19 protein-coding genes and 3 pseudogenes are annotated in these 26,425 nt (G+C 68.8%); 20 read left to right on the top strand and 2 right to left on the bottom strand.

What is annotated here, in order from left to right:
* Nucleotides 1-244 precede the first annotated feature (244 nt).
* Nucleotides 245-703: pseudogene (locus QAD21_RS14750) on the bottom strand (HNH endonuclease); the annotation flags it as partial.
* Between the two features lie 134 nt (nucleotides 704-837).
* On the opposite strand from QAD21_RS14750, the gene QAD21_RS14745 reads away from it, so the two are divergent.
* A complete protein-coding gene (locus QAD21_RS14745; RefSeq protein ID WP_096905832.1) occupies nucleotides 838-2,097 on the top strand; it encodes an IS256 family transposase in 1,260 nt (419 codons plus the stop codon).
* 20 nt (nucleotides 2,098-2,117) lie between these two features.
* On the opposite strand, the pseudogene QAD21_RS14740 reads toward QAD21_RS14745, so the two are convergent.
* Nucleotides 2,118-3,330: pseudogene (locus tag QAD21_RS14740) on the bottom strand (DUF222 domain-containing protein); the annotation flags it as partial.
* Between the two features lie 488 nt (nucleotides 3,331-3,818).
* On the opposite strand from QAD21_RS14740, the gene hisD reads away from it, so the two are divergent.
* From hisD to pyk, 19 genes and pseudogenes are all read left to right on the top strand, one after another.
* Nucleotides 3,819-5,162 carry a histidinol dehydrogenase gene (gene hisD, locus QAD21_RS14735; protein ID WP_211539303.1) on the top strand — a complete coding sequence of 448 codons (1,344 nt, stop codon included), beginning with the start codon at nucleotides 3,819-3,821 and terminating at the stop codon, nucleotides 5,160-5,162.
* Nucleotides 5,159-6,304 carry a histidinol-phosphate transaminase gene (locus QAD21_RS14730; RefSeq protein ID WP_280359795.1) on the top strand — a complete coding sequence of 382 codons (1,146 nt, stop codon included), beginning with the start codon at nucleotides 5,159-5,161 and terminating at the stop codon, nucleotides 6,302-6,304. Before hisD ends, QAD21_RS14730 begins: the two co-directional genes overlap by 4 nt.
* Complete coding sequence (gene hisB / locus QAD21_RS14725; RefSeq protein ID WP_247449484.1) at nucleotides 6,301-6,939, top strand: imidazoleglycerol-phosphate dehydratase HisB; 639 nt, start codon at nucleotides 6,301-6,303, stop codon at nucleotides 6,937-6,939. The genes QAD21_RS14730 and hisB overlap by 4 nt, the downstream gene beginning before the upstream one ends.
* Nucleotides 6,936-7,577 (top strand): imidazole glycerol phosphate synthase subunit HisH, encoded by a 642-nt coding sequence (gene hisH / locus QAD21_RS14720; RefSeq protein WP_068970342.1) that lies wholly within the window; start codon nucleotides 6,936-6,938, stop codon nucleotides 7,575-7,577. Before hisB ends, hisH begins: the two co-directional genes overlap by 4 nt.
* The gene (locus tag QAD21_RS14715; protein WP_137808505.1) at nucleotides 7,574-7,909 is read left to right on the top strand and encodes a hypothetical protein; all 336 of its coding nucleotides are present in this window, start codon (nucleotides 7,574-7,576) and stop codon (nucleotides 7,907-7,909) included. Before hisH ends, QAD21_RS14715 begins: the two co-directional genes overlap by 4 nt.
* Before the next feature lie 80 nt (nucleotides 7,910-7,989).
* Nucleotides 7,990-8,733, top strand: coding sequence for a bifunctional 1-(5-phosphoribosyl)-5-((5-phosphoribosylamino)methylideneamino)imidazole-4-carboxamide isomerase/phosphoribosylanthranilate isomerase PriA (gene priA, locus QAD21_RS14710; RefSeq protein WP_058251759.1), 744 nt, complete (start codon nucleotides 7,990-7,992; stop codon nucleotides 8,731-8,733).
* Nucleotides 8,733-9,599, top strand: coding sequence for an inositol monophosphatase family protein (locus tag QAD21_RS14705; protein ID WP_058251760.1), 867 nt, complete (start codon nucleotides 8,733-8,735; stop codon nucleotides 9,597-9,599). The genes priA and QAD21_RS14705 overlap by 1 nt, the downstream gene beginning before the upstream one ends.
* Nucleotides 9,596-10,369: an imidazole glycerol phosphate synthase subunit HisF gene (gene hisF / locus QAD21_RS14700; RefSeq protein ID WP_058251761.1), complete on the top strand. Its 774-nt coding sequence runs from the start codon at nucleotides 9,596-9,598 to the stop codon at nucleotides 10,367-10,369. The genes QAD21_RS14705 and hisF overlap by 4 nt, the downstream gene beginning before the upstream one ends.
* Nucleotides 10,370-10,409: 40 nt before the next feature.
* Complete coding sequence (gene hisI / locus QAD21_RS14695) at nucleotides 10,410-10,811, top strand: phosphoribosyl-AMP cyclohydrolase (RefSeq protein WP_058251762.1); 402 nt, start codon at nucleotides 10,410-10,412, stop codon at nucleotides 10,809-10,811.
* A gap of 73 nt (nucleotides 10,812-10,884) precedes the next feature.
* The gene (locus QAD21_RS14690) at nucleotides 10,885-11,064 is read left to right on the top strand and encodes a tautomerase family protein (protein ID WP_004021167.1); all 180 of its coding nucleotides are present in this window, start codon (nucleotides 10,885-10,887) and stop codon (nucleotides 11,062-11,064) included.
* A complete protein-coding gene (locus tag QAD21_RS14685; RefSeq protein WP_137808506.1) occupies nucleotides 11,061-12,635 on the top strand; it encodes an anthranilate synthase component I in 1,575 nt (524 codons plus the stop codon). The genes QAD21_RS14690 and QAD21_RS14685 overlap by 4 nt, the downstream gene beginning before the upstream one ends.
* Nucleotides 12,632-13,435 carry a TIGR02234 family membrane protein gene (locus tag QAD21_RS14680; protein ID WP_068970346.1) on the top strand — a complete coding sequence of 268 codons (804 nt, stop codon included), beginning with the start codon at nucleotides 12,632-12,634 and terminating at the stop codon, nucleotides 13,433-13,435. Before QAD21_RS14685 ends, QAD21_RS14680 begins: the two co-directional genes overlap by 4 nt.
* A gap of 164 nt (nucleotides 13,436-13,599) precedes the next feature.
* The gene (gene trpC / locus QAD21_RS14675) at nucleotides 13,600-14,418 is read left to right on the top strand and encodes an indole-3-glycerol phosphate synthase TrpC (protein WP_065632347.1); all 819 of its coding nucleotides are present in this window, start codon (nucleotides 13,600-13,602) and stop codon (nucleotides 14,416-14,418) included.
* Nucleotides 14,419-14,480: 62 nt separating this feature from the next.
* Nucleotides 14,481-15,827 carry a tryptophan synthase subunit beta gene (gene trpB, locus QAD21_RS14670; RefSeq protein WP_065632348.1) on the top strand — a complete coding sequence of 449 codons (1,347 nt, stop codon included), beginning with the start codon at nucleotides 14,481-14,483 and terminating at the stop codon, nucleotides 15,825-15,827.
* Entirely contained in the window at nucleotides 15,824-16,633 is an 810-nt protein-coding gene (trpA, locus tag QAD21_RS14665) for a tryptophan synthase subunit alpha (protein ID WP_211539296.1), read from the top strand. The genes trpB and trpA overlap by 4 nt, the downstream gene beginning before the upstream one ends.
* Before the next feature lie 78 nt (nucleotides 16,634-16,711).
* The gene (gene lgt, locus QAD21_RS14660; protein WP_280359792.1) at nucleotides 16,712-18,475 is read left to right on the top strand and encodes a prolipoprotein diacylglyceryl transferase; all 1,764 of its coding nucleotides are present in this window, start codon (nucleotides 16,712-16,714) and stop codon (nucleotides 18,473-18,475) included.
* A gap of 272 nt (nucleotides 18,476-18,747) precedes the next feature.
* Nucleotides 18,748-23,319: a glutamate synthase large subunit gene (gltB, locus tag QAD21_RS14655; protein WP_280359791.1), complete on the top strand. Its 4,572-nt coding sequence runs from the start codon at nucleotides 18,748-18,750 to the stop codon at nucleotides 23,317-23,319.
* A complete protein-coding gene (locus tag QAD21_RS14650; protein ID WP_137808510.1) occupies nucleotides 23,312-24,817 on the top strand; it encodes a glutamate synthase subunit beta in 1,506 nt (501 codons plus the stop codon). The genes gltB and QAD21_RS14650 overlap by 8 nt, the downstream gene beginning before the upstream one ends.
* A 174-nt stretch (nucleotides 24,818-24,991) precedes the next feature.
* Nucleotides 24,992-26,415 (top strand): annotated as a pseudogene (gene pyk / locus QAD21_RS14645) (pyruvate kinase).
* The last annotated feature ends 10 nt before the right edge of the window (nucleotides 26,416-26,425 follow it).

Below are 26,425 nucleotides of genomic sequence, written 5' to 3'. Positions count from 1 at the left end.
CGACCGGCGACGGGCTTGTCGGCGTCGTCCGCCGGTATGACTTGCACATCATCTCGCATCGTCTTTGGCCAGCCAGCCAGCCAGCCAGCCGGCGAGCCAGCCAGCCAGTCACTCACGCACCTCGCTGTGGCTGATCGAGATGCGCTGGCCGCTGGTCCCACCTCCCCAAGGGTTCTGGGCTCGTTTGGCCGACGACTCGGGACCGCCGGAATCCTGTGCCAGCTGATCGTCATCTCAGATGCGGTCAGAGGGTGGCGAGTAGCTCCATGAGGTGGGCCTCGACGAGGGAGGGCCGGGATAGGGGTGGTCCGGATCGTGGTGGTCGGACGTCGATGACGTGACTGGTTTGCGACCATGAGCGGCGCGCGTCTTGGTGGTGGGTCGGCTCGGGGCGCGACTGGTCTGGGCGTGCTTGATCGCCGGACCTTGTTAGTGGTCCGTGGATTTCGTCGCGCACGGTGTTCAGATGCTCTGCGAACCGCCGGGGTATGTCGGGTCGGCGGTTGAGGCACTCGGGGTTGGGCGGTGCGCCGGGTTCGGCGTTCAATCGCCAGGCGCAGCGGCCTTCGTCGGGTCCGGATCGGGCGATGCGGGTGGTGTATTGGCCGGGGTGGTCGCCGACCATTCGGTTGTGGCGTGGGCAGGCGGGGGCGAGGTCGTCGATGTCGGTGAGACCACCCTTCGCCCAATCCTTGTGGGCGTGAGTAGTGCCCCATAGAGTGGTGTAACTCGGTGGCCGAGATCGTCTGCGATTCCGTGTTGTGTACGGATGTAGAGCGGCCACCGTGTGATCCTTCGAGTCAACCTTCTACCGAATCCTCGAACGGAGTCATCACGATGACCGCACCCCATATTGTCGACCCTGCAGGCCTGCTTAGCCAAGCCCTGACCGACGCGTCACCGGATCTGATGCGCGAGCTGCTGCAGACCATGATCAACGCCCTGCTGTCCGCGGACGCCGACGCCGTGTGCGGCGCCGAGTGGAACGCCCGCTCGTCAGAGCGCACCAACTACCGCAACGGTTATCGCCACCGGCCCCTGGATACCCGGGTCGGCACCGTCGACGTCGCCATCCCCAAGCTCCGCTCGGGCTCCTACTTTCCCGAGTGGCTGCTCGAGCGTCGCAAGCGGGCCGAATCCGCGCTGATCACCGTCGTGGCGGACTGCTACCTGGCCGGGGTCTCCACCCGCCGGATGGACAAGCTGGTCAAAACTCTCGGCATCGACTCGCTGTCCAAGTCCCAGGTCTCCCGCATGGCCGAAGACCTCGATGAGCAGGTCGCGGCGTTCCGGCACCGGCGCCTGGACGAGGCCGGACCGTTCACGTTCGTCACCGCCGATGCGCTGACGATCAAGGTCCGGGAGAACAAGCAGGTCGTCAAAGCCTCGGTGCTGCTGGCCACCGGGGTCAACGGTGACGGCCACCGCGAGGTCCTGGGCATGCAAGTCGCCACCAGCGAGACGAAGGCCTCGTGGAACACCTTCTTCGCCGACCTGGTGGCCCGTGGCCTGGGCGGAGTCCGGCTGGTGACCTCCGATGCCCACGCCGGGCTGATCGAGGCGATCGCGGCGAACCTGCCCGGGGCCGCCTGGCAGCGCTGTCGCACCCACTACGCCGCAAACCTCATGGCCGCGTGCCCCAAGTCGATGTGGCCGGCCGTGAAGGCGATGCTGCATAGCGTCTACGACCAGCCCACCGCCGAGGCTGTCAATGCCCAGTTCGACCGGCTCTTGGACTACACCGAAGGCAGACTGCCCGAGGTTGCTGACCACCTCGGCGATGCCCGCGAGGACCTGCTGGCGTTTATCGCGTTCCCCGACGATGTGTGGCGGCAGATCTGGTCCAACAACCCCACCGAGCGGCTCAACCGGGAGATCCGACGCCGCACCGACGTGGTCGGGATCTTCCCGAACCGGGATGCCATCGTTCGCCTCATCGGCGCCGTCCTGGCCGAGCAGACCGACGAATGGGCCGAAGGCCGCCGCTACCTCGGTCTCGAAGTCCTCAGCCGCTGCCGACTCACCCTGACCACCGACCCCGCCACCAGCTCGCCGACGGAGGTGAGCACCGATGACCTGATGCAACTACCCGCCTGACCACCCACGAAGGATCACCATTCAGTTACACCACTTCCAGGGGCTTGACCGTGGGCGTGATGCATGTCGACGTGGGTAGCGGGCTGATCACACCCGGGCGCCGAACATACTTCACCGTCGGGGCGGGCGAAGGAGACGAGGCGCTGTTCACGGGTGGCGAGACGCTTTCCCCGCCCGAAGTGCAGCGGGACAGCGGTGGCGTCTTTGAAGATCGCCAACCACGGTTGGACCTCACCGGCCATCGCGATCAGGTCCGGGATGGGGGGTGCCGGTGGCGGTGGTGGCGAGTCCGGCTTCGCGGATCAGGTCGCCGAGGTCGGCTTTGATGATCAGTTGCACGGGCAGTCCGCGATGCGACGTCCCGAGTGCGCCGTCGGCGAAGCCTGCGGCGAGTGCAGCGTCGAGCGCGTCGTGATTGGTCTGGGCGAGGGTGCGGCCGTCGCGGTCGGCTGCGGTGGCCAGGGCGTCGGGGTCGGCGGCACCGGCCGGCCCGCTGGGCGAGGCGGGGTCGTCGGGGTTGTTGAGTCCGGGTTTGCCCCACACGGCGAACATCATGGTGAGTCGGGCGGCGAGTTCGGGGGTGAGGGTGCCGGAGATCTTGGCGGTGCCATCGGCGCGTTGCCGACCGATCCACAGGTTGCGGCGTCGTTTCTGGTCGGTGTCATCAGCCAATGTGCCGTCGGGATCGAGGTGTGCCAGCAGCCGGGCACCGAGTTGGGTGATGTCGGCGGGTGTGTGGTCGGTGGCGATCTCGGCCATCTGTCGCTCGGCCGCGACTTTCACGTCGTGGTCGATTCCGTGGGGAATCTGGTCGAGGACATCGAGGGCGGCCTGCACGTGCGCGGAACCGACCGCTCCTGCGGCGAAAGCCTCAGCCAGGGTCGGGTTTTCGGGTTCCAGTATGTCGCCGCCGAGGCTGGTGCGGGTCGCGGTGGCGTCCATTTGCTTACGGCGTCGCATCGGGTTCGACACTCGTAGCCGGTGGGTCATGTACTGCATGAGTGTTCGGCACCCCGCTTTGCGGGGCAGGTCGCGGGCCTCGACCTGATCGATCTGCCGGTCACCGGCAACAGTCAACCGTGCGATCGCTTTCTCGGTATCGGCGGCCACTTCAGCGAGTTCGGCATCGGTACACGGCGACAGATCCACCGACTGCATTTCGTCGAGGATCGCGTGCAGCTCGCTCACCAACTCGACGGCACGCGGTTGCGGCGTCGCGGACTCGTCAGACATGGCCAACCCCCCAAGAACCGTTGCTGCGAATGTACGTTCGAGTGTACACGAAAACCGGGCTGCGCTGGATTTGAATCATATTGTCGCACAGAGTATTAATACGATACGCGGGCGGCGGGAACTGTCGGTGTGCTGTGATAGGCGCCATTCAATCCGGCTGACCACAGACATCAGGCCGGCGTGTGGGCACCTTCCCGACACCTACGCGCCGTGGTCGAGCAGCGAGTCGCCAGGATGTGCGCGCCACACGCGCTAGTCGCGGTGCCCACTGATCGCAGTCGAGGGTCGTCACCGAACGAAAACAGGGCGTCCTCCTCTTTCGCGATGCGCCGGTGGAGTCCGTCGACCTCGCTCCGGCATCCGGCCCGCTCGCTTCGCTCCCGGCGCCTGGCTCCACCTCAGGAGAACCCCGCATCACCCGCACCAGAAACCCGCTGGCACCCGACACGTATCCTTGTTGGGTAAATCAGCAGCCACCAGGAGAGATCATGCTCGCCCGAATTGACCTGCGCGGTAGCACGCCGACACTCGCCGAGTTGCGTCGTGCGCTGCCCCGCGGGGGTACCGATGTCAATGCCGTCCTCGACACGGTGACACCGGTCGTGCATGCGGTGGCGGAGAACGGCAGCAGTTCTGCGCTCGACTACGGCGAGAAGTTCGACGGTGTCCGCCCCGCGTCGGTGCGGGTGCCCGCTCGGGTCATCGCCGATGCTCTGGCCGGGCTCGACCCGCAGGTCGCCGAGGCGCTGCGCGAGTCGATCATCCGCGCCCGCAAGGTGCACGCCGACCAGCGACGGGAGACCACCCGCACCCAGGTCGTCGACGGCGGCGTCGTCAGCGAGAAGTGGATTCCGGTGCGCCGCGTCGGCCTGTACGTCCCGGGCGGAAACGCCGTCTATCCGTCGTCGGTCATCATGAACGTCGTCCCCGCCCAGGAGGCCGGGGTCGGCTCGCTGGTCGTCGCCTCGCCTCCGCAGAAGGACTTCGGCGGGTGGCCGCACCCGACCATCCTCGCCGCCTGTGCGCTCCTCGGCGTCGACGAGGTGTGGGCGGTCGGCGGTGCCCAGGGCGTGGCCCTGCTCGCCTACGGTGGCGCCGACACGGAATCCGCGGACGAGCCGAATGCCGTTCTCGACCCTGTCGACCTCATCACCGGCCCGGGCAACATCTACGTCACCGCGGCCAAGCGTCTGTGCCGCAGCGTGGTGGGCATCGACTCCGAGGCCGGACCCACTGAGATCGCGATCCTCGCCGACGACTCGGCGGACGCGGGCATCCTCGCCTCCGACCTCATCAGCCAGGCCGAGCACGACGTCCTCGCGGCGTCGGTGCTCGTGACCGACAGCGCCGAACTCGCCGACGCCGTCGACGAGGCTCTCGAGCAGCAGGTCGCGGCCACCAAGCACCGCGAACGCGTGACCACCGCGCTGTCGGGGGAGCAGTCGGGCGTCGTCCTCGTCGACGATCTCGACGCGGGGCTCGCCGTCGTCGATGCCTATGCGGCCGAACACCTCGAGATCCAGACCCGGGACGCGGCCGCGGTCGCCGATCGGGTGCACAACGCGGGCGCGATCTTCGTCGGGCCCTACGCGCCGGTCAGCCTCGGTGACTACTGTGCGGGCTCCAATCACGTTCTGCCGACGTCGGGTTCGGCGCGCTTCGCCTCCGGGTTGTCGGTGCAGACCTTCCTCAAGGGCGTCCACGTCATCGACTACGACGAGGCCGCGCTGCGCGAGGTCGCCGACAAGGTGGTGACCCTCGCCGATGCCGAGGACCTGCCCGGTCACGGTGATGCGGTGAAGCAGCGCTTCGTCGGGAGCGCGGGCCGGTGACGGCCGCCGATCCGGTGACGGCAACCCCGGGCAGCTCGATCACCGTCGACGACCTGCCGCTACGTGAGAACCTCCGTGGCAAGAGCGCTTATGGCGCACCGCAACTCAGGGTTCCGGTGATCCTCAACACCAACGAGAACCCGCACGCGCCGTCGCCGGCCCTGATCGACGATGTCGCCGCGTCGGTGCGCGAGGCCGCCGCTGAGTTGCACCGCTATCCCGATCGCGATGCCGTCGCCCTCCGTGTCGACCTCGCCGCCTACCTGACCCGGGCCACCGGTGTGCAGCTCGGCGTCGAGAACCTGTGGGCGGCAAACGGTTCCAACGAGGTTCTGCAGCAACTGCTGCAGGCCTTCGGCGGTCCCGGCCGCAGTGCGCTCGGGTTCGTGCCGTCGTATTCGATGCATCCGATCATCTCCGACGGCACCGACACCACCTGGCTGGTCGCGGCGCGGGCGGGCGACTTCTCGCTCGACACCGACTACGCGGTCGCCGAAGTCGCGAACCGCGAGCCGGACGTCGTCTTCGTGACGTCGCCGAACAACCCGACCGGTGGTTCGATCCCGCTCGCGGACCTGCGTCGCATCGTCGAGGCGGCTCCGGGCATCGTGATCGTCGACGAGGCCTACGCCGAGTTCTCGGCGGCTCCGAGTGCCGTCGAGCTCATAAACGAGTTCCCGGCCAAGGTCGTCGTCAGCCGCACGATGAGCAAGGCCTTCGCCTTCGCCGGCGGCCGGCTCGGCTACCTCGCCGCAGCGCCCGCCGTCGTCGACGCGATCCAGCTGGTGCGGCTCCCGTACCACCTGTCCGTGCTGACCCAGGCCGCCGCGCGAGCCGCATTGCGCCACAGCGACGACACCCTCGCCGGCGTCGCCGCGATCCGGTCCGAACGCGAGCGCGTGGTCGCGGCGCTGACCGCCTTCGGGTACCGCGTCATCGACTCCGACGCCAACTTCGTGCTGTTCGGACGGTTCCGGGATGCTGCGGCGTCGTGGCAGCGTTACCTCGACCAGGGCGTCCTCATCCGGGACGTCGGCATCGCCGGTCACCTCCGGGTGACCATCGGTCTCGCGCATGAGAACGACGCCTTCCTCGACGTCAGCCGCACGCTCGCCACCACAGATCTGGAGAACCCTCAGTGAGCACCCCCTCTGCGACCAACCCCGCGCCCCGTGTCGCGAAGGTCGAACGGAGCACCAGGGAGTCGTCGATCTCCGTCGAATTGAATCTCGACGGAGATGGCGTGACGAACATCTCGACCGGCATCGCGTTCTTCGATCACATGCTCACCGCCTTCGGTCAGCACGGCAGCTTCGATCTCACCGTCGAGGCGAAGGGCGACATCGAGGTCGAGGGCCACCACACCATCGAGGACACCGCGATCGTGCTCGGCCAGGCTCTCGGCCAGGCGCTCGGCGACAAGAAGGGCATCCGTCGCTTCGGCGATTCCTGGATCCCGATGGACGAGACCCTCGCCCAGGCCGTCGTCGACGTGTCGGGCCGCCCCTACTGCGTCCACACCGGCGAGCCCGAGCACATGCTCACCGCCGTGATCGGTGGCTACCCGGGTGTCCCGTACTCGACCGTCATCAACCGGCACGTGTTCGAGTCGATCGCGCTCAACGCGCGCATCGCGCTGCACGTGCGGGTCCTCTACGGCCGCGACCAGCACCACATCACCGAGGCGGAGTTCAAGGCCGTGGCCCGCGCGTTGCGCGCGGCGACCGAGTACGACGCCCGCGTGACCGGTGTGCCGTCGACGAAGGGCGCGCTGTGAGCGTCGCCGACGTCACGATCCTCGACTACGGCTCGGGCAACCTGCGGTCCGCGCAGCGTGCGCTCGAGCGGACCGGGGCACAGGTGACGGTCACCTCCGACTTCGACACGGCCCTGAACGCCACCGGCCTCGTCGTGCCCGGCGTCGGCGCGTTCGCCGCCTGCATGGAAGGCCTGCGCGCGGTCAAGGGCGACCGGATCGTCGGGCGACGATTGGCGGGCGGCCGCCCGGTCCTGGGCATCTGCGTGGGCATGCAGATCCTGTTCGAGCGCGGCGTCGAGTTCGGCGTCGAGGCGGAGGGTTGCGGGGAGTGGCCGGGCAGTGTGACCCAGTTGCCCGCTCCCGTTCTGCCGCACATGGGCTGGAACACGGTCGACGCACCCGAGGGCACCGTGCTCTTCGACGGGCTCGACGCCGACACCCGCTTCTACTTCGTGCATTCCTACGCCGCGCAGACCTGGGAGATGGACAACGAGGGTTCGCCGTTGACCGCGCCCAAGCTGACCTGGGCCGAACATGGTGGACCGTTCCTCGCCGCGGTGGAGAACGGGCCGCTGTCGGCGACCCAGTTCCATCCGGAGAAGTCCGGCGACGCCGGTGCGCACCTGCTGGAGAACTGGGTTCGGGGACTCTCGTGACCGACGGCACGCCGCGCCCGGACGACGCCGGGTACGGCGACGGACCCGTCGGGCGACCGTCCGGGTCCGACGCGGCGGGCGCGTCCTCGGCGTCCTCCGGTTTCTCGATCGCCAAGCTCGCCTTCTACGCTCTCGGTGCGGGAGTGCTTGTCCTGATCGTGTCCGTCCCGATCATCGCGCTGTGTGCGCACTGGTCGCCGATCGCCGGACTGGTCGCCGCGCTGGTGGCGGTGGCGGCGATGATCGCCGCGATCGGTACCGTTGCCAACCGCATGGTCGACCGCGCCCGGACAGACCTGATCGCGGCGCGCGACGGTCACCACCCCGCCTGACCCCACCCCGATCACGTCCACCGCCGACTCGCTCGATCAAGAACCGCGCTCGATCCAGAACAGACAGGACAGATTCACCCATGGGTAGCACCCTCGAACTCCTTCCCGCCGTCGACGTCGCCGACGGGCAGGCGGTCCGCCTGGTCCAGGGCGCGGCCGGCACCGAGACGTCGTATGGTTCGCCGCGCGACGCGGCGCTGGCGTGGCAGCGGGACGGTGCGGAGTGGATCCATCTCGTCGACCTCGACGCCGCGTTCGGCCGCGGCGACAATCGCGAACTGCTGGCCGGCGTGGTCGGTGAACTCGACGTGAAGGTCGAACTGTCCGGCGGCATCCGCGACGACGATTCGCTGGCCGCCGCCCTCGCCACCGGGTGCACGCGCGTGAACCTCGGTACCGCCGCCCTGGAGAACCCGGAGTGGTGTGCCCGCGCGATCGCCGAGCACGGGGACCGCATCGCGGTCGGTCTGGACGTGATCCGCGACGGCAGTTCCTACCGGTTGCGCGGGCGGGGCTGGGTCACCGACGGAGGCGATCTCTGGGAGGTCCTCGAGCGGTTGAATCGCGACGGATGCGCCCGCTACGTGGTCACCGACGTCTCCAAGGACGGCACGCTGCAGGGTCCGAACCTCGATCTCCTCGCCGAGGTCGCCGCGGCCACCGACGCCCCCCTCGTGGCCTCGGGCGGCGTCTCGGCCATCGACGATCTGGTCGCGATCGCCGGCCTCACCGGCCAGGGTGTAGAGGGCGCCATCGTCGGCAAGGCGCTCTATGCGGGCCGATTCACGCTGCCGGAGGCGTTGACCGCGGTCGCCGGGGTCTGATGAGCGCGGCGGACTCCACCCTCGACCTGCCCCGGCTGCTCGACACCGCCGGGTCGATCCTCGACGCCGCCGTCGATCGCTTCGTCGACGGTCAGGGTGCGCCGAGCGCGATCAACAAGGGCGGCACCGACTTCGCCACGCAGGTGGACCTCGACCTCGAGCGCCACATCGGGGCCGAGCTCGCCGACCGGACCCAGATCCCGGTCCACGGCGAGGAATTCGGCGGCGCCGACGTCGTCGACGGTCCGGTGTGGGTGCTCGACCCGATCGACGGCACCTTCAACTACTCCGCGGGGATGCCGCTCACCGGGATCCTCCTCGGTCTGGTGGTCGACGGCGAGGCCACGCTCGGGATGACGTGGCTGCCGCTCGTGGGACGCCGGTACGCCGCACACGCCGACGGTCCGCTGGTGCTGAACGGCGTAGCCGTCCCGCCGGCTCCCGACATGGAACTCGCCGAGGCAGCCATCGCCTTCGGTCCGTTCGATGCCCGCGGCGGTGGCCGCTACCCGGGCGCGCGCCGGGCCGACCTCCTGCGCGAACTCAGCACGCGTGCCGCCCGGATCCGGATGACCGGGTCGACGGGTGTGGACATGGCGTTCACCGCGGCCGGCGTGTTCGGCGGGGCGATCGCCTTCGGCCGGCACCCCTGGGACAACGCGGCAGGAGCGGCGCTGGTCCGGGCCGCCGGCGGTGTGGCGACCGACATCGCCGGCCGTCCGTGGACCGTGGCGTCGCCGTCGCTGGTCGCCGGTACCCCGACCGTGCACGCCGGTCTGATGCGTGTCATCGGCGAGACGATCCCGGAATGGACCCCAGACGTCATCACCCCAGAATCCACCACCCCGAAGGAGACCCGACGATGACGCTGGCGACCCGGGTTATCCCGTGCCTCGACGTCGACGACGGCCGCGTGGTCAAAGGCGTCAACTTCGCCAACCTGCGCGACGCCGGCGACCCGGTCGAGCTGGCCGAGCGCTACGACCGCGAAGGCGCGGACGAACTGACCTTCCTCGACGTGACCGCGTCGAGCTCGGGGCGCTCGACGATGATCGACGTGGTGAAGCGCACCGCCGATCAGGTGTTCATCCCGCTCACCGTCGGCGGGGGCATCCGGACCGTCGACGACGTCGACACCATGCTGCGCGCCGGGGCCGACAAGGTCAGCGTCAACACCGCGGCCATCGCCCGGCCGGAGGTGCTCGCCGAGATGAGCCGGCGCTTCGGTTCGCAGTGCATCGTGCTGTCCGTCGACGCCCGGACAGTTCCCGAAGGTGCGGAACCCACGCCGTCGGGCTGGGAGGTCACCACCCACGGCGGCCGTAAGGGCACCGGGATCGACGCGGTCGAGTGGGCGGTCCGTGGGCAGGACCTCGGTGTCGGCGAGATCCTGCTCAACTCGATGGACGCCGACGGCACCAAACAGGGCTTCGACCTGCGCATGCTGACTGCCGTACGCGCCGCGGTGTCGGTGCCGGTCATCGCCAGCGGCGGCGCCGGCCGCATCGACGATTTCGCGCCGGCGGTGCAGGCGGGCGCTGACGCCGTTCTCGCGGCCTCGGTCTTCCACTTCGGCGAACTCACCGTGGCCCAGGTGAAGACGGCCATGCGCGACGCCGGGATCACCGTCCGATGACACGCCGCGTCCCCTCCCGCACCGATCCGGAAGGTCGCTGATGGCACTCGATCCCGATCTCGCCGCACGCCTCAAACGCAACGCCGACGGCCTGTTCACCGCGGTGGCGCAGGAACGCAGCACCGGGACGGTGCTGATGGTCGCCTGGATGGACGACGTCGCGCTCGAGCGCACGCTCGCCACCCGGAAGGGGACCTACTACTCGCGGTCACGCCAGGAGTACTGGGTGAAGGGGGAGACGAGCGGGCACACGCAGTATGTGCACGACGCCCGCATCGACTGCGACGGCGACACCGTGCTGCTGATCGTCGACCAGGTGGGCGCGGCCTGCCACACCGGCAACCACAGCTGTTTCGACACCGAGTCGCTGACGTTCGGGATCGACGCGGCGCCGGGTTCCGGGGCCGAATCCGGGTCGGGCTCGACGGACCCAGCAGAATAGACCCGAGACACGAGTCCCGGGTGCGAACTCCGGGACACGCCACAGCTCGAGACCTTCGAAAGGCGGTGCGTCCATGCCCCTCATCCAGATCTCGCAGACGCCGGGACTGTCGGATCGCGTCAAGCGCGAGACGATTGCCGCGGTCACCGAGGCCTATGCCAAGGCAACCGGCAAGAACCCCGACTCGGTCTGGGTGACGATCACGGAGGTTCCGCGTAATCAGTGGGGCGTCGGCGGCGAGCCGCTCGGATGACCGCCACCACCGGCGGGGCCGCCGACACCACGACTCTCGCCGAGTTCCTCGACCTCGCGCGCGATCACCGCGTCGTACCGGTGACGCGTAAGGTCCTCGCCGACTCCGAGACGCCGCTGTCGGCCTATCGCAAACTCGCGGGCGACCGTCCGGGGACCTTCCTGCTGGAGTCCGCCGAGAACGGGCGGTCCTGGTCCCGATGGTCGTTCATCGGCGCGGGCGCACCATCGGCCCTGACCGTCGTCGACGGACAGGCGCACTGGTGGGGGTCGGTGCCCGTCGGCGCACCCGAGGGCGGCGACGCGCTCGAGGTCCTCGCGGAGTCATTGCGCCTCCTGCAGACCGACCCACTCCCCGGGATGCCCCCGTTGACCGGCGGATTCGTCGGCTTCATGGCCTACGACATGGTCCGCCGGCTCGAGCGTCTGCCCGAGACCACGGTCGACGATCTGGGCCTCCCGGACATGATGATGGTGCTGGCTACCGACCTCGCCGCGGTCGACCATCATGAGGGCACGATCACGCTCATCGCCAACGCGGTCAACTGGGACGGCTCCGACGAGCGGGTCGAGGACGCCTACGCCGACGCACTCGACCGGCTGGACCGGATGACCGAAGCGCTCGCCGCACCCGCGCCGTCGACGGTGTCGACCTTCGACCGCCCGCGGCCCGAGTTCGCCGCGCAGCGATCGCTCGCGGAGTACAGCGAGATCGTCACCGATCTCGTCGGCGAGATCGAGGCCGGCGAGGCCTTCCAGGTCGTGCCGTCGATGCGCTTCGAGATGGACTCCGACGCCGACCCGCTCGATGTCTATCGCGTGCTGCGCGCATCCAATCCGAGTCCGTACATGTACCTCCTGCGGATGCCCGGCACCGAGGAGCACAGCGACACCGGCTCGCCCGACGCGATCGCGCGCAAGCCGTTCACCATCGTCGGCAGCAGCCCCGAGGCACTGGTCACCGTGGCCGACGGGGTGGCGACCACGCACCCGATCGCGGGCACCCGCTGGCGCGGCGCGACCGAGGAGGAAGACCAACTGCTCGGCAAGGGCCTGATCGAGGACGAGAAGGAGAACGCCGAGCACCTGATGCTGGTGGACCTCGGGCGCAACGACCTCGGACGTGTCTGCGTACCCGGCACGGTCAAGGTCAGCGACTATCGGCACATCGAGCGCTACAGCCACGTCATGCATCTCGTCTCGACCGTGTCGGGGACCCTCCGCGACGACAAGCATGCCCTCGACGCCGTGACGGCGTGCTTCCCGGCCGGAACCCTGACCGGCGCACCGAAGGTGCGGGCGATGGAACTCATCGACGAACACGAGATGACCCGCCGCGGGCTCTACGGCGGGATCGTCGGCTATCTCGACTTCGCCGGCAACGCCGACACCGCCATCGCCATCCGCACCGCGCTGCTCGCGCGCGGTAAGGCATTCGTCCAGGCCGGCGGTGGTGTGGTGGCCGACAGCGAGCCCGAGTACGAGTACAACGAGGCGCGTAACAAGGCCACCGCGGTGCTCAACGCGGTCGCGGCCGCCTCGACGATGCGACGGGTGGGTGAGAACTCATGACCTCTGACGAATCCGGAGCCGCGGCAGGTCCTGACGTAGAGGCCATCCGCCGCAAGTCCGTCCGGCGCCGACAGGTCGTCGCGGCACTGCTGATGGCGGCGGCCGCAGCGGCCTTCTGGGGTGCGAGCCGGCTGACCTGGGCCACCGTCTCCGCCGAGGACGGGTTGTCCCCGCAGCGCGCGTTCGAGGTCAACGGCGGGGACTGGAGTCCCTGGCTCACGCCGCTCGCGCTGGTCTACTTGGCGGGCATACTCGCGGCGCTGTCAGTGCGTGGCTGGGCCCTCCGAGTCGTCGCGATCCTGGTCGCCGTCGGCGGGCTCCTGGCCGCTTTCCCGGCGATCTCGCTGATCACCGGGGGCACCGACTCTGCGTACGCCGCCGAGGCGGGCAGCATCCCCGATCGCTACATCGTGCTCTTCGTCGACACCAACCCCCTCGCCGCGGTGGTCGTGCTCGCCGGCACCGTGTGTGCGGTGGGTGCAGCGGTCATGCTGCTGCGCGTCGCGAAGGGGGCCACCCGATCGTCGAAATACACCACTCCGGCCGCTCGCCGCGAGGAGATCGAGACCGAGATCTTCGCCGACTACGAGCGTCGCAAGGCCGCGGAGCAGAACGAGGCCGCGGTCGCGGAGCCAGGCGCGGCCCGATCCGATTCGGCGAAGCCCGGAACGAGCGGTCGGGCGGACGACCCCGACCCGGCAGCGGAGCCGACGCCGCCCGGGGCGAACGAGCGGATGATGTGGGACGCGCTCGACACCGGCATCGACCCGACCGACCCGAACGACCCCGACCGTCGCTGAACCGCAAGCCGATGACGGGTCGGGGACGGCGACGCCCGGTCGCAGACTCCGACGATGGACGCATCAGCGCGATGAGGTCACGGATCGGCCAACCCGGACGCAACCGGCCCGAACCGCCCGTCTACCCTGAGAACACACGTCGAGGGAGAAGGGAGCAAGTCGCTGTGAGCGTGCCCAACGTTCTCGAATCGATCATCGAGGGAGTGAAAGCCGACGTCGCGGCACGTGAGGCCGTCGTCGACTTCGCCTCGGTCAAAGCGGCCTCCGCCAAGGCTCCCGCCCCCAAGGATGCGCTGGCCGCCCTGCGTCAGCCCGGAATCGGTGTCATCGCCGAGGTCAAGCGCGCCAGTCCGTCGAAAGGCGAACTCGCCAGCATCGGGGACCCCGCCGAACTCGCCCGCGCATACGAAGACGGCGGCGCGCGCATCATCAGCGTGCTCACCGAGGAACGCCGGTTCCGCGGCTCGCTCGCCGACCTCGACGCCGTCCGCGCCGCGGTCGACATCCCGGTGTTGCGCAAGGACTTCATCGTCGGCACGTACCAGATCCATGAGGCCCGCGCCCATGGCGCCGACGTCATCCTGTTGATCGTCGCCGCCCTCGAGCAGAACGTGCTCGCCTCACTCCTCGACCGCACCGAGAGCCTGGGCATGACCGCGCTCGTCGAGGTGCACACCGAGGAGGAGGCCAGCCGCGCCCTCGAAGCCGGCGCCTCGGTCGTCGGCGTGAACGCACGCAACCTCAAGACCCTGCAGGTCGAGCGGGACACCTTCTCGCGCATCGCACCCGGTCTGCCCACGGAGACCATCCGGATCGCCGAGTCGGGTGTGCGCGGCACCGCCGATCTGCTGGCCTACGCCGGTGCCGGCGCCGATGCGGTTCTCGTCGGCGAAGGTCTCGTCACGAGTGGCGACCCGCGTGCCGCGGTCCGTGAGCTCGTCACCGCGGGCACACACCCGTCGTGCCCGAAACCTGTTCGCTGACAACGCGTCCGGGCCGGTATCGGTCCGCGTGATGCTGTCGGCCCGATCGTCTGTGAGTTGAAGTGACCGCTCATCCTGATTCCGTCCGCACCGACGCCGTCGAGGCGACTCCGCTGCCCACCGCGAGCGTCGGGCTCACCACTCGTACCTCGATCGAACCCGACGAGCACGGGCACTTCGGTGTCTACGGCGGGCGCCATGTACCCGAGGCCCTGATGGCCGTCATCGACGAGGTGACCACGACCTTCCAGAAGGTCCGCGCCGACGACGATTTCCTCGCCGAACTGGACCGCCTGCAGCGCGACTACGCTGGCCGCCCGTCTCCGCTGTACGAGGCGAAGCGCCTGTCCGAGCACGCCGGCGGGGCGCGGATCTTCCTCAAGCGCGAGGACCTCAACCACACGGGCTCGCACAAGATCAACAACGTTCTCGGACAGGCGCTCCTGGCCCAGCGGATGGGCAAGCACCGCGTCATCGCCGAGACCGGCGCCGGACAGCACGGGGTCGCCACCGCGACCGCGTGCGCGCTCCTCGGTCTCGAGTGCGTGATCTACATGGGCCGGGTCGACACGGATCGCCAGGCGCTCAACGTCGCCCGCATGCGACTCCTCGGTGCGGAGGTGATCGCGGTCGACAACGGTTCGGCGACACTGAAGGACGCGATCAACGAGGCCATGCGCGACTGGGTCACCAACGCGCACAACACCTATTACTGCTTCGGCACGGCTGCCGGGCCGCACCCGTTCCCGGTCATGGTCCGCGATCTGCAGCGCATCGTCGGGCTCGAGGCGCGCGTGCAGATCCTGGAGAAGGCCGGACGCCTGCCCGACGCGGTGACCGCCTGCGTCGGCGGTGGTTCCAACGCGATCGGCATCTTCCACCCGTTCATCGACGACGAGGGCGTCCGGCTCGTCGGCTTCGAGGCCGCCGGCGACGGCGTCGAGACCGGCCGCCACGCAGCGACTTTCACCGGTGGGACACCCGGAGCATTCCAGGGCGCGTACTCCTATCTCCTGCAGGACGACGACGGTCAGACCATCGAATCCCATTCGATCTCGGCGGGCCTGGATTATCCGGGGGTCGGACCCGAGCACGCCTATCTCAAGGACACCGGACGGGCGGAGTACCGGCCGATCACCGACACCGAAGCCATGGATGCACTCGCGCTGCTCAGTCGCCGCGAGGGCATCATCCCCGCCGTCGAGTCGGCCCATGCGGTCGCCGGCGCCCTGAAACTCGGGCAGGAACTGGGGGAGGGTTCGATCATCGTCGTCAGTCTCTCCGGTCGCGGCGACAAGGACGTGGACACCGCCGCACGCTGGTTCGGGCTGTTCGACGCCCCGCCGTCCCAGGACGAGGCCACCCTGTCGGAATCGTCGGACGTCCAGAAGCCCGGAGAGCAGGCATGAGCACACAGTCGATCCCGTCGAAGCTCGGCCCCGTGTTCGCCCGCTGCCGGGACGAGGGTCGCAGTGCGCTGATCGGTTACCTCCCGGTCGGTTTCCCGACCGTCGACGAGTCGCTGACCTCGTTCCGGACGATGGTCGACGCCGGTTGCGACATCATCGAGGTCGGCGTGCCCTACTCCGACCCGGTGATGGACGGCCCGACGATCCAGGACGCCGCCGACCAGGCACTGACCAACGGGGTGCGCGTCCGTGACGTGTTCACCGCGGTCGAAGCCATCACGTCCGCCGGTGGCAACGCGGTGGTCATGAGCTACTGGAACCCCGTTCTCAAGTACGGCGTCGAGAACTTCGCCCGCGATCTGGCGGCGGCCGGCGGTGCCGGACTCATCACCCCGAACCTGATCCCCGAAGAGGGCGCGGAGTGGCACGAGGCGGCGGACCGGCACGGGCTCGACCGCATCTACCTCGTCGCTCCGTCGTCGACGACCGAGCGGATCGCCCTCACCGTCGATGCGTCCCGGGGTTTCGTCTACGCGGCCTCCACGATGGGTGTCACCGGTGCGCGAGATGCCGTGTCGGACATGGCTCCTGAGCTGTGCGCGCGGGTTCGCGAGTACTCCGACATCCCGATCGGCGTCGGTCTCGGCGTTCGCAACCGCGAGCAGGCGGCCCAGATCGCCTCGTACGCAGATGGAGTCATCGTGGGTTCGGCGCTGGTGACCGCGGCGAACGCGGGCCAGGACCGGTTGGCCTCGCTCGTCTCCGAACTGGCCGAAGGGGTCCGCTCGCGTCGGGCGTCTGTCTGAACCGGACGCTCTCGTGATCGACGCGGCGGGTCCCGGTCGACAGGTCGAACGTCCCATCCGGTCGGCTAGGGTGACAGCGTGATCGCGCCGACCTCGACGATGCTCGCCTACCTCCCGAGTCCGCCTCAGGGCGTGTGGGAGATCGGACCCTTCCCGCTACGCGCGTATGCGTTGTGCATCATCGTCGGCATCATCGTCGCCGTCTGGTGGGGCAACCGCCGATGGATGGCCCGCGGCGGCCAGGACGGCGAAGTTCTCGACGTCGCGATCTGGGCGGTCCCGTTCGGCCTCATCGGTGGCCGGCTCTACCATCTCATCACCGATTGGAAGACGTACTTCGGTGCCGATGCGCTGAAGGAACCGATCGACGCACTGAAGATCTGGGACGGCGGACTCGGTATCTGGGGCGCGGTCGCGCTCGGTGCGGTGGGCGCGTGGATCGGCGCTCGTCGGCGCGGCATCCGCCTGCCCGCCTTCGGCGACGCCATCGCGCCGCCGATCCTGTTGGCACAGGCGATCGGTCGCCTCGGCAACTACTTCAACCAGGAGCTCTACGGACGCGAGACCACACTCCCGTGGGGCCTGGAGATCTACGAACGCGAGAACGCCGCCGGGTACTCCGACCCCGGACTGATCGACGGCGTGTCCAACGGCGTCGTGGTCGCGGTGGTCCATCCGACCTTCCTCTACGAGCTGCTGTGGAACGTGCTCATCGTCGTGCTCCTGGTGGTCGTCGACCGGTACTTCCGCATCGGGCACGGCCGGTTGTTCGCGCTCTACGTCGCGGGCTACTGCCTGGGCCGGTTCTTCATCGAATTGCTGCGCGACGACCGCGCGGCCGTCGCCAACGACATCGCGGGCATCCGACCGAACCTCTTCACCGCGGCGCTGGTGTTCCTCGCCGCCGTCGTCTATTTCGTGGTCGCGCCCAAGGGACGCGAACAGGGACTGGAGATGTATCACGACGACCGTGCCGCGGAGCTCGCGGAGCAGGGTGTCGCCGGGTACGTCGACGACTGGTACGACGAGGACATCGAACCGGAGCCGAGTCCGGCGGCCGCCGCCGGGGTGGCGACGGGTGCGGCGGGATCATCCCTGTTCGATTCCGACGACCAGGGTCGGAAGGCGGGCGCGGTGGGGGAGCCGTCCACCGACGACACCGCCGGCACGGATGACCCGGTTGCGGCCGCACACCCCGTGGCCGCGGGCAGCGATGCGGAGCCGGGCGTCGAACCGGACACGGACTCGACGACCGAAGCGGAGCCGGGCGCCGAACCGGAGCCGGTTGCCGAACCGGAGCCGGTTGCCGACGGTCCGGTCGAGCCGGGCGAGGACACCGTCGAGGCCGGTGGCGAAAAGCCGGTCGACGAAGCGCTCGACGAGGAAGCGCTCGACGGGGCCGAGTCGGACACCACCTCGCACCCCGAAACTCCGACAGACGAAGCGGTCGACCTCGGGGCCGACGAGGAGACGACCTCAGCGACCGAGGCCGGTACCGAGGCCGGAACGCCCGCTCAGCCGGAGACGGCGACGTCGCCGGGGGACGAACCGGCTGCCGACGAGACCGTGGACTCCGCAGACCCTGAGGCCGACGACGACATGGACGCGGCCGACAAGGACGACTCGACCACCGGCTCGGTCCCCGACGCAGCCCCGGTTGCCGACGCCGATCCGGTTGCCGACGCCGATCCGGTCGCCGACGCCGATCCGGACATCGACGCCGACGCGGTCACCGACACCGCCGATCCCGCCGAGGAGTCGGATACCGACATCCCGACGGACACCCCCACCGACACCACACCGGGTGCCGGTGCCGGTTCCTCCGACGGAGACAAGTCCTGACGTTCGGTCCTGCCACGAGCTGATCCGTCGGCAGGGTCACAGGTCGCGGGTGACGACGCCTCCCCGGGTGTTCGGATAGAATCGGATCTCACGGTGCGCGATCCTCCGCCCGGTACCGACCGTTCCAGAGCACGCAAGCGCTCAACGGTTCTGACTCAGCCCGGTACCGATCTCGGCACGGTCATTCGTACGCCGCGCAATGCTCCACGGGCCAGTGCTGTCCCATTGGACACTCAGCAGCGAGCCGGTTCTCGGTTCAAGTGGAGGTAGTGATGCTGTTTTCTGCGCTGCCGGCCAAGCAGGGTCTGTACGACCCGGAGGCCGAGGTCGATTCGTGTGGGGTGGCCATGGTCACCGACATCCACGGTCGCCGTTCGCATTCGATCGTCGCCGACGGGTTGCTGGCGCTGGAGAACCTCGAACATCGAGGTGCGGCCGGGGCGGAGACCAACAGCGGTGACGGCGCGGGAATCCTGATCCAACTCCCCGACGAGTTGCTGCGCGACACCGTCGACTTCGACCTACCCGAGCCCGCCGCGGACGGGTCGAACAGCTACGCCGCGGGAACGTGCTTCCTGCCCATGGACCCCGACCTGCGCCGCGCGGCGATCGAGCGGGTCGAGGCCCTCGCCGCCGACGAGGGCATCACCGTGCTCGGCTGGCGGGACCTCCCCGTCGACCACGAACACGCCGACGTCGGCGGGACGGCCGTCGCATGCATGCCGTACATGATGCAGCTGTTCGTCACCGTCGACCCGGCGCCCGGCGCCGACCGCATCGCCGGGCTCGCGCTCGACCGCTTCATCTACCCGTTCCGCAAGCAGGCCGAACGGGTGACACCGGAGATCGACGAAGCCGGCACCGGGCTGTACTTCCCATCGCTGTCGAGTCGAACGATGGTCTACAAGGGCATGCTCACCACGATGCAGCTCCCGCTGTACTACGAGGATCTGCGAGATGACCGCTGCCTCAGCGCGATCGCCATCGTCCACTCCCGGTTCTCCACCAACACCTTCCCGTCGTGGCCGCTCGCGCACCCCTTCCGGTTCGTGGCGCACAACGGCGAAATCAACACCGTGCGCGGCAACCGGAACCGGATGCGTGCCCGCGAGGCGCTCCTCGAGACCGACCTCATCCCCGGCGATCTCAAGCGCGCATTCCCGATCTGCACGCCCGAGGCCTCCGACTCGGCGTCGCTCGACGAGGTCCTCGAACTCCTGCACCTCGGCGGTCGGGACGTCCACCACGCGGTGATGATGATGGTGCCCGAGGCGTGGGAGAACGTGCCCGACATGGATCCCCGTCGTCGGGCGTTCCTGCAGTTCAACTCCTCGCTCATGGAGGCCTGGGACGGTCCCGCGTGCGTCACGTTCACCGACGGCACGGTCGTCGGCGCGGTCCTCGACCGCAACGGACTGCGCCCGGGCCGGTGGTGGCAGACCCGCGACGGCCGGGTCATCCTCGCCTCCGAGTCCGGTGTGCTCGACGTCCCGGTCGACGATGTGATCAGCAAGGGCCGGCTCGAACCCGGCCGCATGTTCCTCGTCGACACCGAGCAGGGCCGGATCATCCCGGACGAGGAACTCAAGGGCGAGCTCATGAACGCCGAGGCGTACGACGAGTGGCTCCACGCCGGGTTGCTCGACATCGCCACGCTCCCGGACCGGCCGGTCTTCCAGCCCAACCACGACACCGTCGTCCGCCGGCAGATCTCCTTCGGTTACACCGAGGAGGATCTGCGCGTACTCCTGACCCCGATGGCGGCGTCGGGCTACGAACCCCTCGGATCGATGGGCACCGACACCCCGGTCGCCGTGCTGTCGCAGCGTTCGCGGCTGCTCTACGACTACTTCGTCGAGCTGTTCGCCCAGGTCACGAATCCGCCGCTGGATGCGATCCGCGAGGAGATCGTCACGTCGATGAGTCGCGTGATGGGTCCGGAGCAGAACCTGCTGCGGCCGACCGCGGCGTCGTGCCGCCAGATCATGGTGCACTGGCCGGTGCTGGACAATGCCGAGCTGGCCAAGCTCGTCCACATCAACGACGACGGTGACAATCCTGGTCTGTCGGCGAAGGTGCTGCGGGCGCTCTACGAGGTGTCCGAGGGCGGTGCGGGTCTCGCCGCGGCGCTCGAGGACCTCCGGCTGCGGGCCAGTCAGGCGATCGCCGAGGGGCACACGACGCTGGTGATCTCCGACCGGCTCACCGACGCCGAGCACGCGCCCATCCCGTCGCTGCTGGCCACCTCGGCGGTGCATCACCACCTGGTCCGCACCAAGGAGCGGACGCGGGTCGCCCTCGTCGTGGAGTCCGGCGATGCCCGCGAGGTCCACCACATCGCGACCCTGATCGGATTCGGCGCGGCCGCGGTCAATCCCTACCTGGCGCTCGAGACCATCGAAGATCTGATCGCCGAAGGTGAGCTGACCGGGGTGACCCGGGCCAAGGCGATCGGCAACTATCTGGAGGCGCTCGGCAAGGGCGTGCTGAAGGTGATGAGCAAGATGGGCATCTCGACCATCAGCTCCTACACCGCGGCACAGGCTTTCGAGGCCGTGGGATTGTCGTCGGAGGTGGTGCGCGAGTACTTCACCCGTACGGTGTCGCGGATCGAGGGCGTCGGACTCGACGAACTGGCCGAGGAGGTGCGCATCCGCCACCACCGGGCCTTCCCGGAGAACCCCACCGAACAGGTCTACCGTCGACTCGAGGTCGGCGGCGAGTACCAGTACCGCCGCGAGGGCGAACTGCACCTGTTCTCGCCTGAGACCATCTTCCTGCTGCAGCACGCCACCAAGACCGGCCGGGCCGAGATCTTCCAGAAGTACTCCGACGAGGTCGACCGGCTCTCGCGTGAGGGTGGCACCCTGCGCGGACTGTTCGACTTCGATCTCGATGCGCGCGAACCGATCCCGCTCGACGAGGTGGAGCCGGTCGAGGAGATCATGAAGCGCTTCAACACCGGCGCGATGAGTTACGGCTCGATCTCCGCGGAGGCCCACGAGACCATCGCGATGGCCATGAACCGGATCGGCGGCCGCTCGAACTCGGGGGAGGGCGGCGAGGACGTGGAGCGTCTGTACGATCCGGAACGCCGCAGCGCGGTCAAGCAGGTCGCGTCGGGCCGGTTCGGCGTGACCAGCGACTACCTCATCAACGCCACCGACATCCAGATCAAGATGGCGCAGGGTGCCAAACCCGGTGAGGGCGGCCAGCTCCCGGCCTACAAGGTGTATCCGTGGATCGCGAAGACCCGGCATTCGACGCCGGGTGTCGCGCTGATCTCGCCGCCGCCGCACCACGACATCTACTCGATCGAGGACCTCGCCCAGCTGATCCACGACCTGAAGAACGCGAATTCGCAGGCACGCATCCACGTGAAGCTGGTCAGTGCGGTGGGCGTGGGGACGGTCGCGACCGGGGTGTCGAAGGCGCACGCCGACGTCGTCCTCATCTCCGGGCACGACGGCGGCACCGGCGCGTCGCCGCTCACCTCGCTCAAACATGCCGGCACGCCGTGGGAGATCGGCCTCGCCGACGCCCAGCAGACGTTGATGCTGAACGGCCTGCGCGACCGCATCACGGTGCAGTGCGACGGGGCGCTGCGCACCGGGCGCGATGTCATCACCGCGGCCTTGCTCGGCGCCGAGGAATACGGGTTCTCCACCGCGCCGCTGATCGTCGCCGGGTGCATCATGATGCGCGTTTGTCACCTCGACACGTGCCCGGTCGGCGTCGCCACCCAGAATCCGCTGTTGCGGTCCCGCTTCACCGGTCAGGTCGACCACCTGGTCAACTTCTTCCGCTTCATCGCCGAGGACGTCCGGAAGTATCTGGCGCAGTTGGGTTATCGCACGCTCGACGACGCCATCGGGCAGTCGCAGCGTCTGCACACCGACGCGGCGGTCGCGCACTGGAAGTCCAAGGGGCTCGACCTCAGCCCGATCTTCCGCAAGGTCGAGGACAAGGGACCGAGTCGTCGGGTGCGGGGCCAGGAACACGGCCTCGAGCGCGCGCTGGACCAGACGCTGATCCAGCTCGCCGAGGGTGCACTCGAGGACGCACACCCGGTGACCCTGGAGTTGCCGGTGCGCAACGTGAACCGGACGGTCGGCACCCTGCTCGGCTCGGAGGTGACCCGGCGGTACGGGGCCGACGGCCTCGCCGACGACACGATCACGGTCAGGCTCGAGGGCTCGGCCGGGCAATCGCTCGGGGCCTTCCTGCCGCCGGGCGTGACGATCCGGTTGACCGGTGACACCAACGACTACGTCGGAAAGGGATTGTGCGGCGGCAAGATCGTCGTCACGCCGAATCCCGACTCGCTGTTCGTCGCCGAGGACCAGGTGATCGCCGGCAACACGATCCTCTACGGGGCGACCTCCGGCGAGGTGTACCTCAGAGGCCGAGTGGGCGAACGCTTCTCGGTACGCAACTCGGGTGCGACGGCGGTCGTCGAAGGAGTGGGCGACCACGCCTGCGAGTACATGACCGGTGGCCGGGTGGTCGTCCTCGGACCAACGGGACGCAATCTCGCGGCCGGCATGTCGGGTGGTATCGCGTTCGTCCACGACCTCGATCCCGCGAAGGTCAACATGTCCATGGTCGAACTCCTGCGTCCCGACCCGGAAGACCTCGCCTGGCTCAAGCACACCATCGCCACGCATACGGAACTGACCGGTTCCGCGATCGGCGCATCGATACTGGCCGACTGGCCTCGACGCTGCCTGGCGTTCACCAAGGTGATGCCCACCGATTACAAGCGTGTCCTCGACGCGGCCCGGATGGCCGAAGCCGAAGGGCGCGACGTCGATTCAGCGATCATGGAGGCGGCACGTGGCTGACCCGCGCGGGTTCCTGGAGGTCCCGAAGAAAGAGGCGAAGTACCGTCCGGTCGCCGAACGCGTCCAGGACTGGGACGACGTCTACGAGCACGCCGACAATCCGATCAAGGTCCTCGACGAGGTCAGCGGACAGGCCCGCCGGTGTATGGACTGTGGTATCCCGTTCTGTCATTCGGGAACCGCGGGTTGCCCACTGGGCAATCTCATCCCGGAGTGGAACGACCTCGTCCGGCGCGGCCGGTGGGATGCCGCGAGCAGCAGGCTGCACGCGACCAACAACTTCCCGGAGTTCACCGGGATGGTGTGCCCGGCGCCGTGCGAGTCGGCCTGCGTGCTGTCGATCTCCGAACCGGCCACCGGCGGCAGCGTGACGATCAAGCGCATCGAGAAGACCATCGCCTACGAGTCGTGGGCCGAAGGCATCATCGGGCCCGAGCCGCCTGAGTCCACCACCGGCAAGTCGGTCGGGGTCGTCGGCTCCGGACCCGCGGGACTGGCTGCGGCACAACAGCTCACGCGGGCCGGTCACGACGTCACCGTCTACGAGCGCGACGACCGTCTCGGCGGGTTGCTCCGCTACGGCATCCCGGAGTACAAGCTGCAGAAGTCCGACATCGACCGGCGTATCGCCCAGATGCGGGCGGAGGGAACGACCTTCGTCACCAATTGCGACGTCGGGGCCGACCTGTCGGTCGCCGATCTACGCGCGAACCACGACGCGGTGGTCCTGGCCATCGGTGCGATGGAGGCACGCGACAACCCGGTGCCGGGGCGGGAGCTGAACGGCATCCACCTCGCCATGGAGCATCTCGTGCCCGCCAACAAGGAGTGCGAGGGCGACGGGCCGTCACCCATCACCGCCGCGGGCAAGCACGTCGTGATCATCGGCGGTGGCGACACGGGAGCCGACTGCCTGGGTACGGCGCACCGTCAGGGTGCGGCCTCGGTCGTGCAACTCGACTACAACCCGGAACTGCCCGGGCAGCGCGACGACGAACGGTCGCCGTGGCCGACATGGCCGTTGATCATGCGGACCTCGAGCGCACACGACGAGGGCGGTGAACGGTTGCACCAGGTCGCGGTGCAGCGATTCGAGGGTGACGAGGACGGCAACGTCACGACGATGGTGCTCGCCGAGGTGGAGGTGACGCGCGATGCCGACGGGCGCCGCGAGATCACGCCGGTGAGTGAGGAATTCGAGATCCCCTGCGAGCTGGCCCTGTTCGCGATCGGGTTCGCCGGGGTACGGGGTGGGGCGCTGCTCGCCGATCTCGAGATCGAGCCGAACCGGCGCGGCGTCATCTCCTGCGGGAGCGACTGGCAGACCGACGCCCCGGGCGTGTTCGTCTGCGGTGACGCCCACCGCGGCGCGTCGCTCGTGGTGTGGGCGATCGCGGAAGGTCGCTCGACCGCGCGTGCGGTCGACGAGTTCCTGGTCGGCGAGTCCGACCTCCCGTCTCCGGTCCGTCCGGCGTCCCTGCCCCTGTCGGTGCGCTGAGCAGGCCCTCGCCGCCACCCAACGGGCTCGGTCGAACACACGCGGCCGCAACAAGTTAAGTAAATTTCATACTCGGCGGTAGCGGCTCGCCACCAGCGGTAACAGCCGGTGGCGGGCCGGTGACATGTCGTCGGCGACATGGAGATGGACCATGGACGGGACTAAGGTGTTCTTGTGACACGCCGAACCAAAATCGTCTGCACCCTGGGCCCCGCCACCGCGAGCGACGAGCGACTGAAAGAGCTCGTCGAAAGCGGCATGGACGTGGCCCGGATGAACTTCAGCCACGGCACGCATGAGGACCATGCGGCCGTCTATGCGCGCGTCCGCAAGGCCTCGGACACCACGGAGAAAGCCGTCGGCGTCCTCGCCGACCTACAGGGCCCCAAGATCCGGCTCGGCCGTTTCGACGGTTGTGACGGCTCGACCGTCTGGGAGACCGGCGAGCAGGTGCGCATCACCGTCGACGACGTCGTGGGCGACCACGACCGCGTCTCGACCACCTACAAGCAGCTCGCCGAGGACGCCAGCCCCGGCGACCGCCTGCTCGTCGACGACGGCAAGGTCGGCCTCGCCGTGTCCGCGGTCGAGGGCAACGACGTCCTCTGCACCGTGACCGAGGGCGGCCCGGTCAGCAACAACAAAGGGCTGTCGCTGCCCGGGATGAGTGTCTCGGTGCCGGCGATGTCGGAGAAAGACATCGCCGACCTGGAATTCGCCCTCGAACTGGGCGTGGACATGGTGGCGCTCTCCTTCGTGCGCAGCCCCTCCGACATCGAACTGGTCCACGAGGTGATGGACCGCGTCGGCCGCCGGGTGCCGGTCATCGCGAAGCTCGAAAAGCCCGAGGCGATCGAGAACCTCGAGGCCATCGTGCTGGCCTTCGACGCGATCATGGTCGCCCGTGGCGACCTGGGCGTCGAACTGCCGCTCGAGGAAGTGCCGCTGGTGCAGAAGCGGGCCATCCAGATGGCCCGTGAGAACGCGAAGCCGGTGATCGTGGCGACCCAGATGCTCGACTCGATGATCGAGAACTCGCGCCCGACCCGGGCCGAGGCCTCCGACGTGGCCAACGCGGTCCTCGACGGTGCCGACGCGGTCATGCTGTCCGGCGAGACGTCGGTGGGCAAGTACCCGCTCGAGACGGTGCGGACCATGGACCGGATCTGTCGGGCGGTCGAGACCGGCCCCCGTGACGTGCCGCCGCTGTCCCACGTGCCGCGTACCAAGCGCGGTGTCATCTCCTACGCGGCGCGCGACATCGGCGAGCGCCTCGAGGTGAAGGCGCTGGTCGCGTTCACCCAGTCCGGGGACACCGTGCGTCGACTGGCCCGTCTGCACTCGCGCCTCCCGTTGCTGGCGTTCACGCCGACCCAGGCTGTCCGCAGCCAGCTCGCGCTGAGCTGGGGAACCGAGACGTTCATCGTCGACCACGTCGACACGACCGACCACATGATCGACCAGGTCGACCATCAGCTGCTGCGTATCGGCCGACTCAGCGAGGGTGACGTCGTGGTGATCGTGGCCGGGGCCCGCCCGGGACGGTGGGTTCGACCAACCTGATCCACGTGCACCGGATCGGCGAGCAGGACCACTGACCGCGTCCGC

The sequence above is a fragment of the Gordonia sp. SMJS1 genome (assembly GCF_029866425.1).
GTDB classification, from domain to species: domain Bacteria; phylum Actinomycetota; class Actinomycetes; order Mycobacteriales; family Mycobacteriaceae; genus Gordonia; species Gordonia hongkongensis.
The sequence above is the reverse complement of the archived record's forward strand: the minus strand, read 5'-3'. Positions and strand labels throughout refer to the sequence as shown.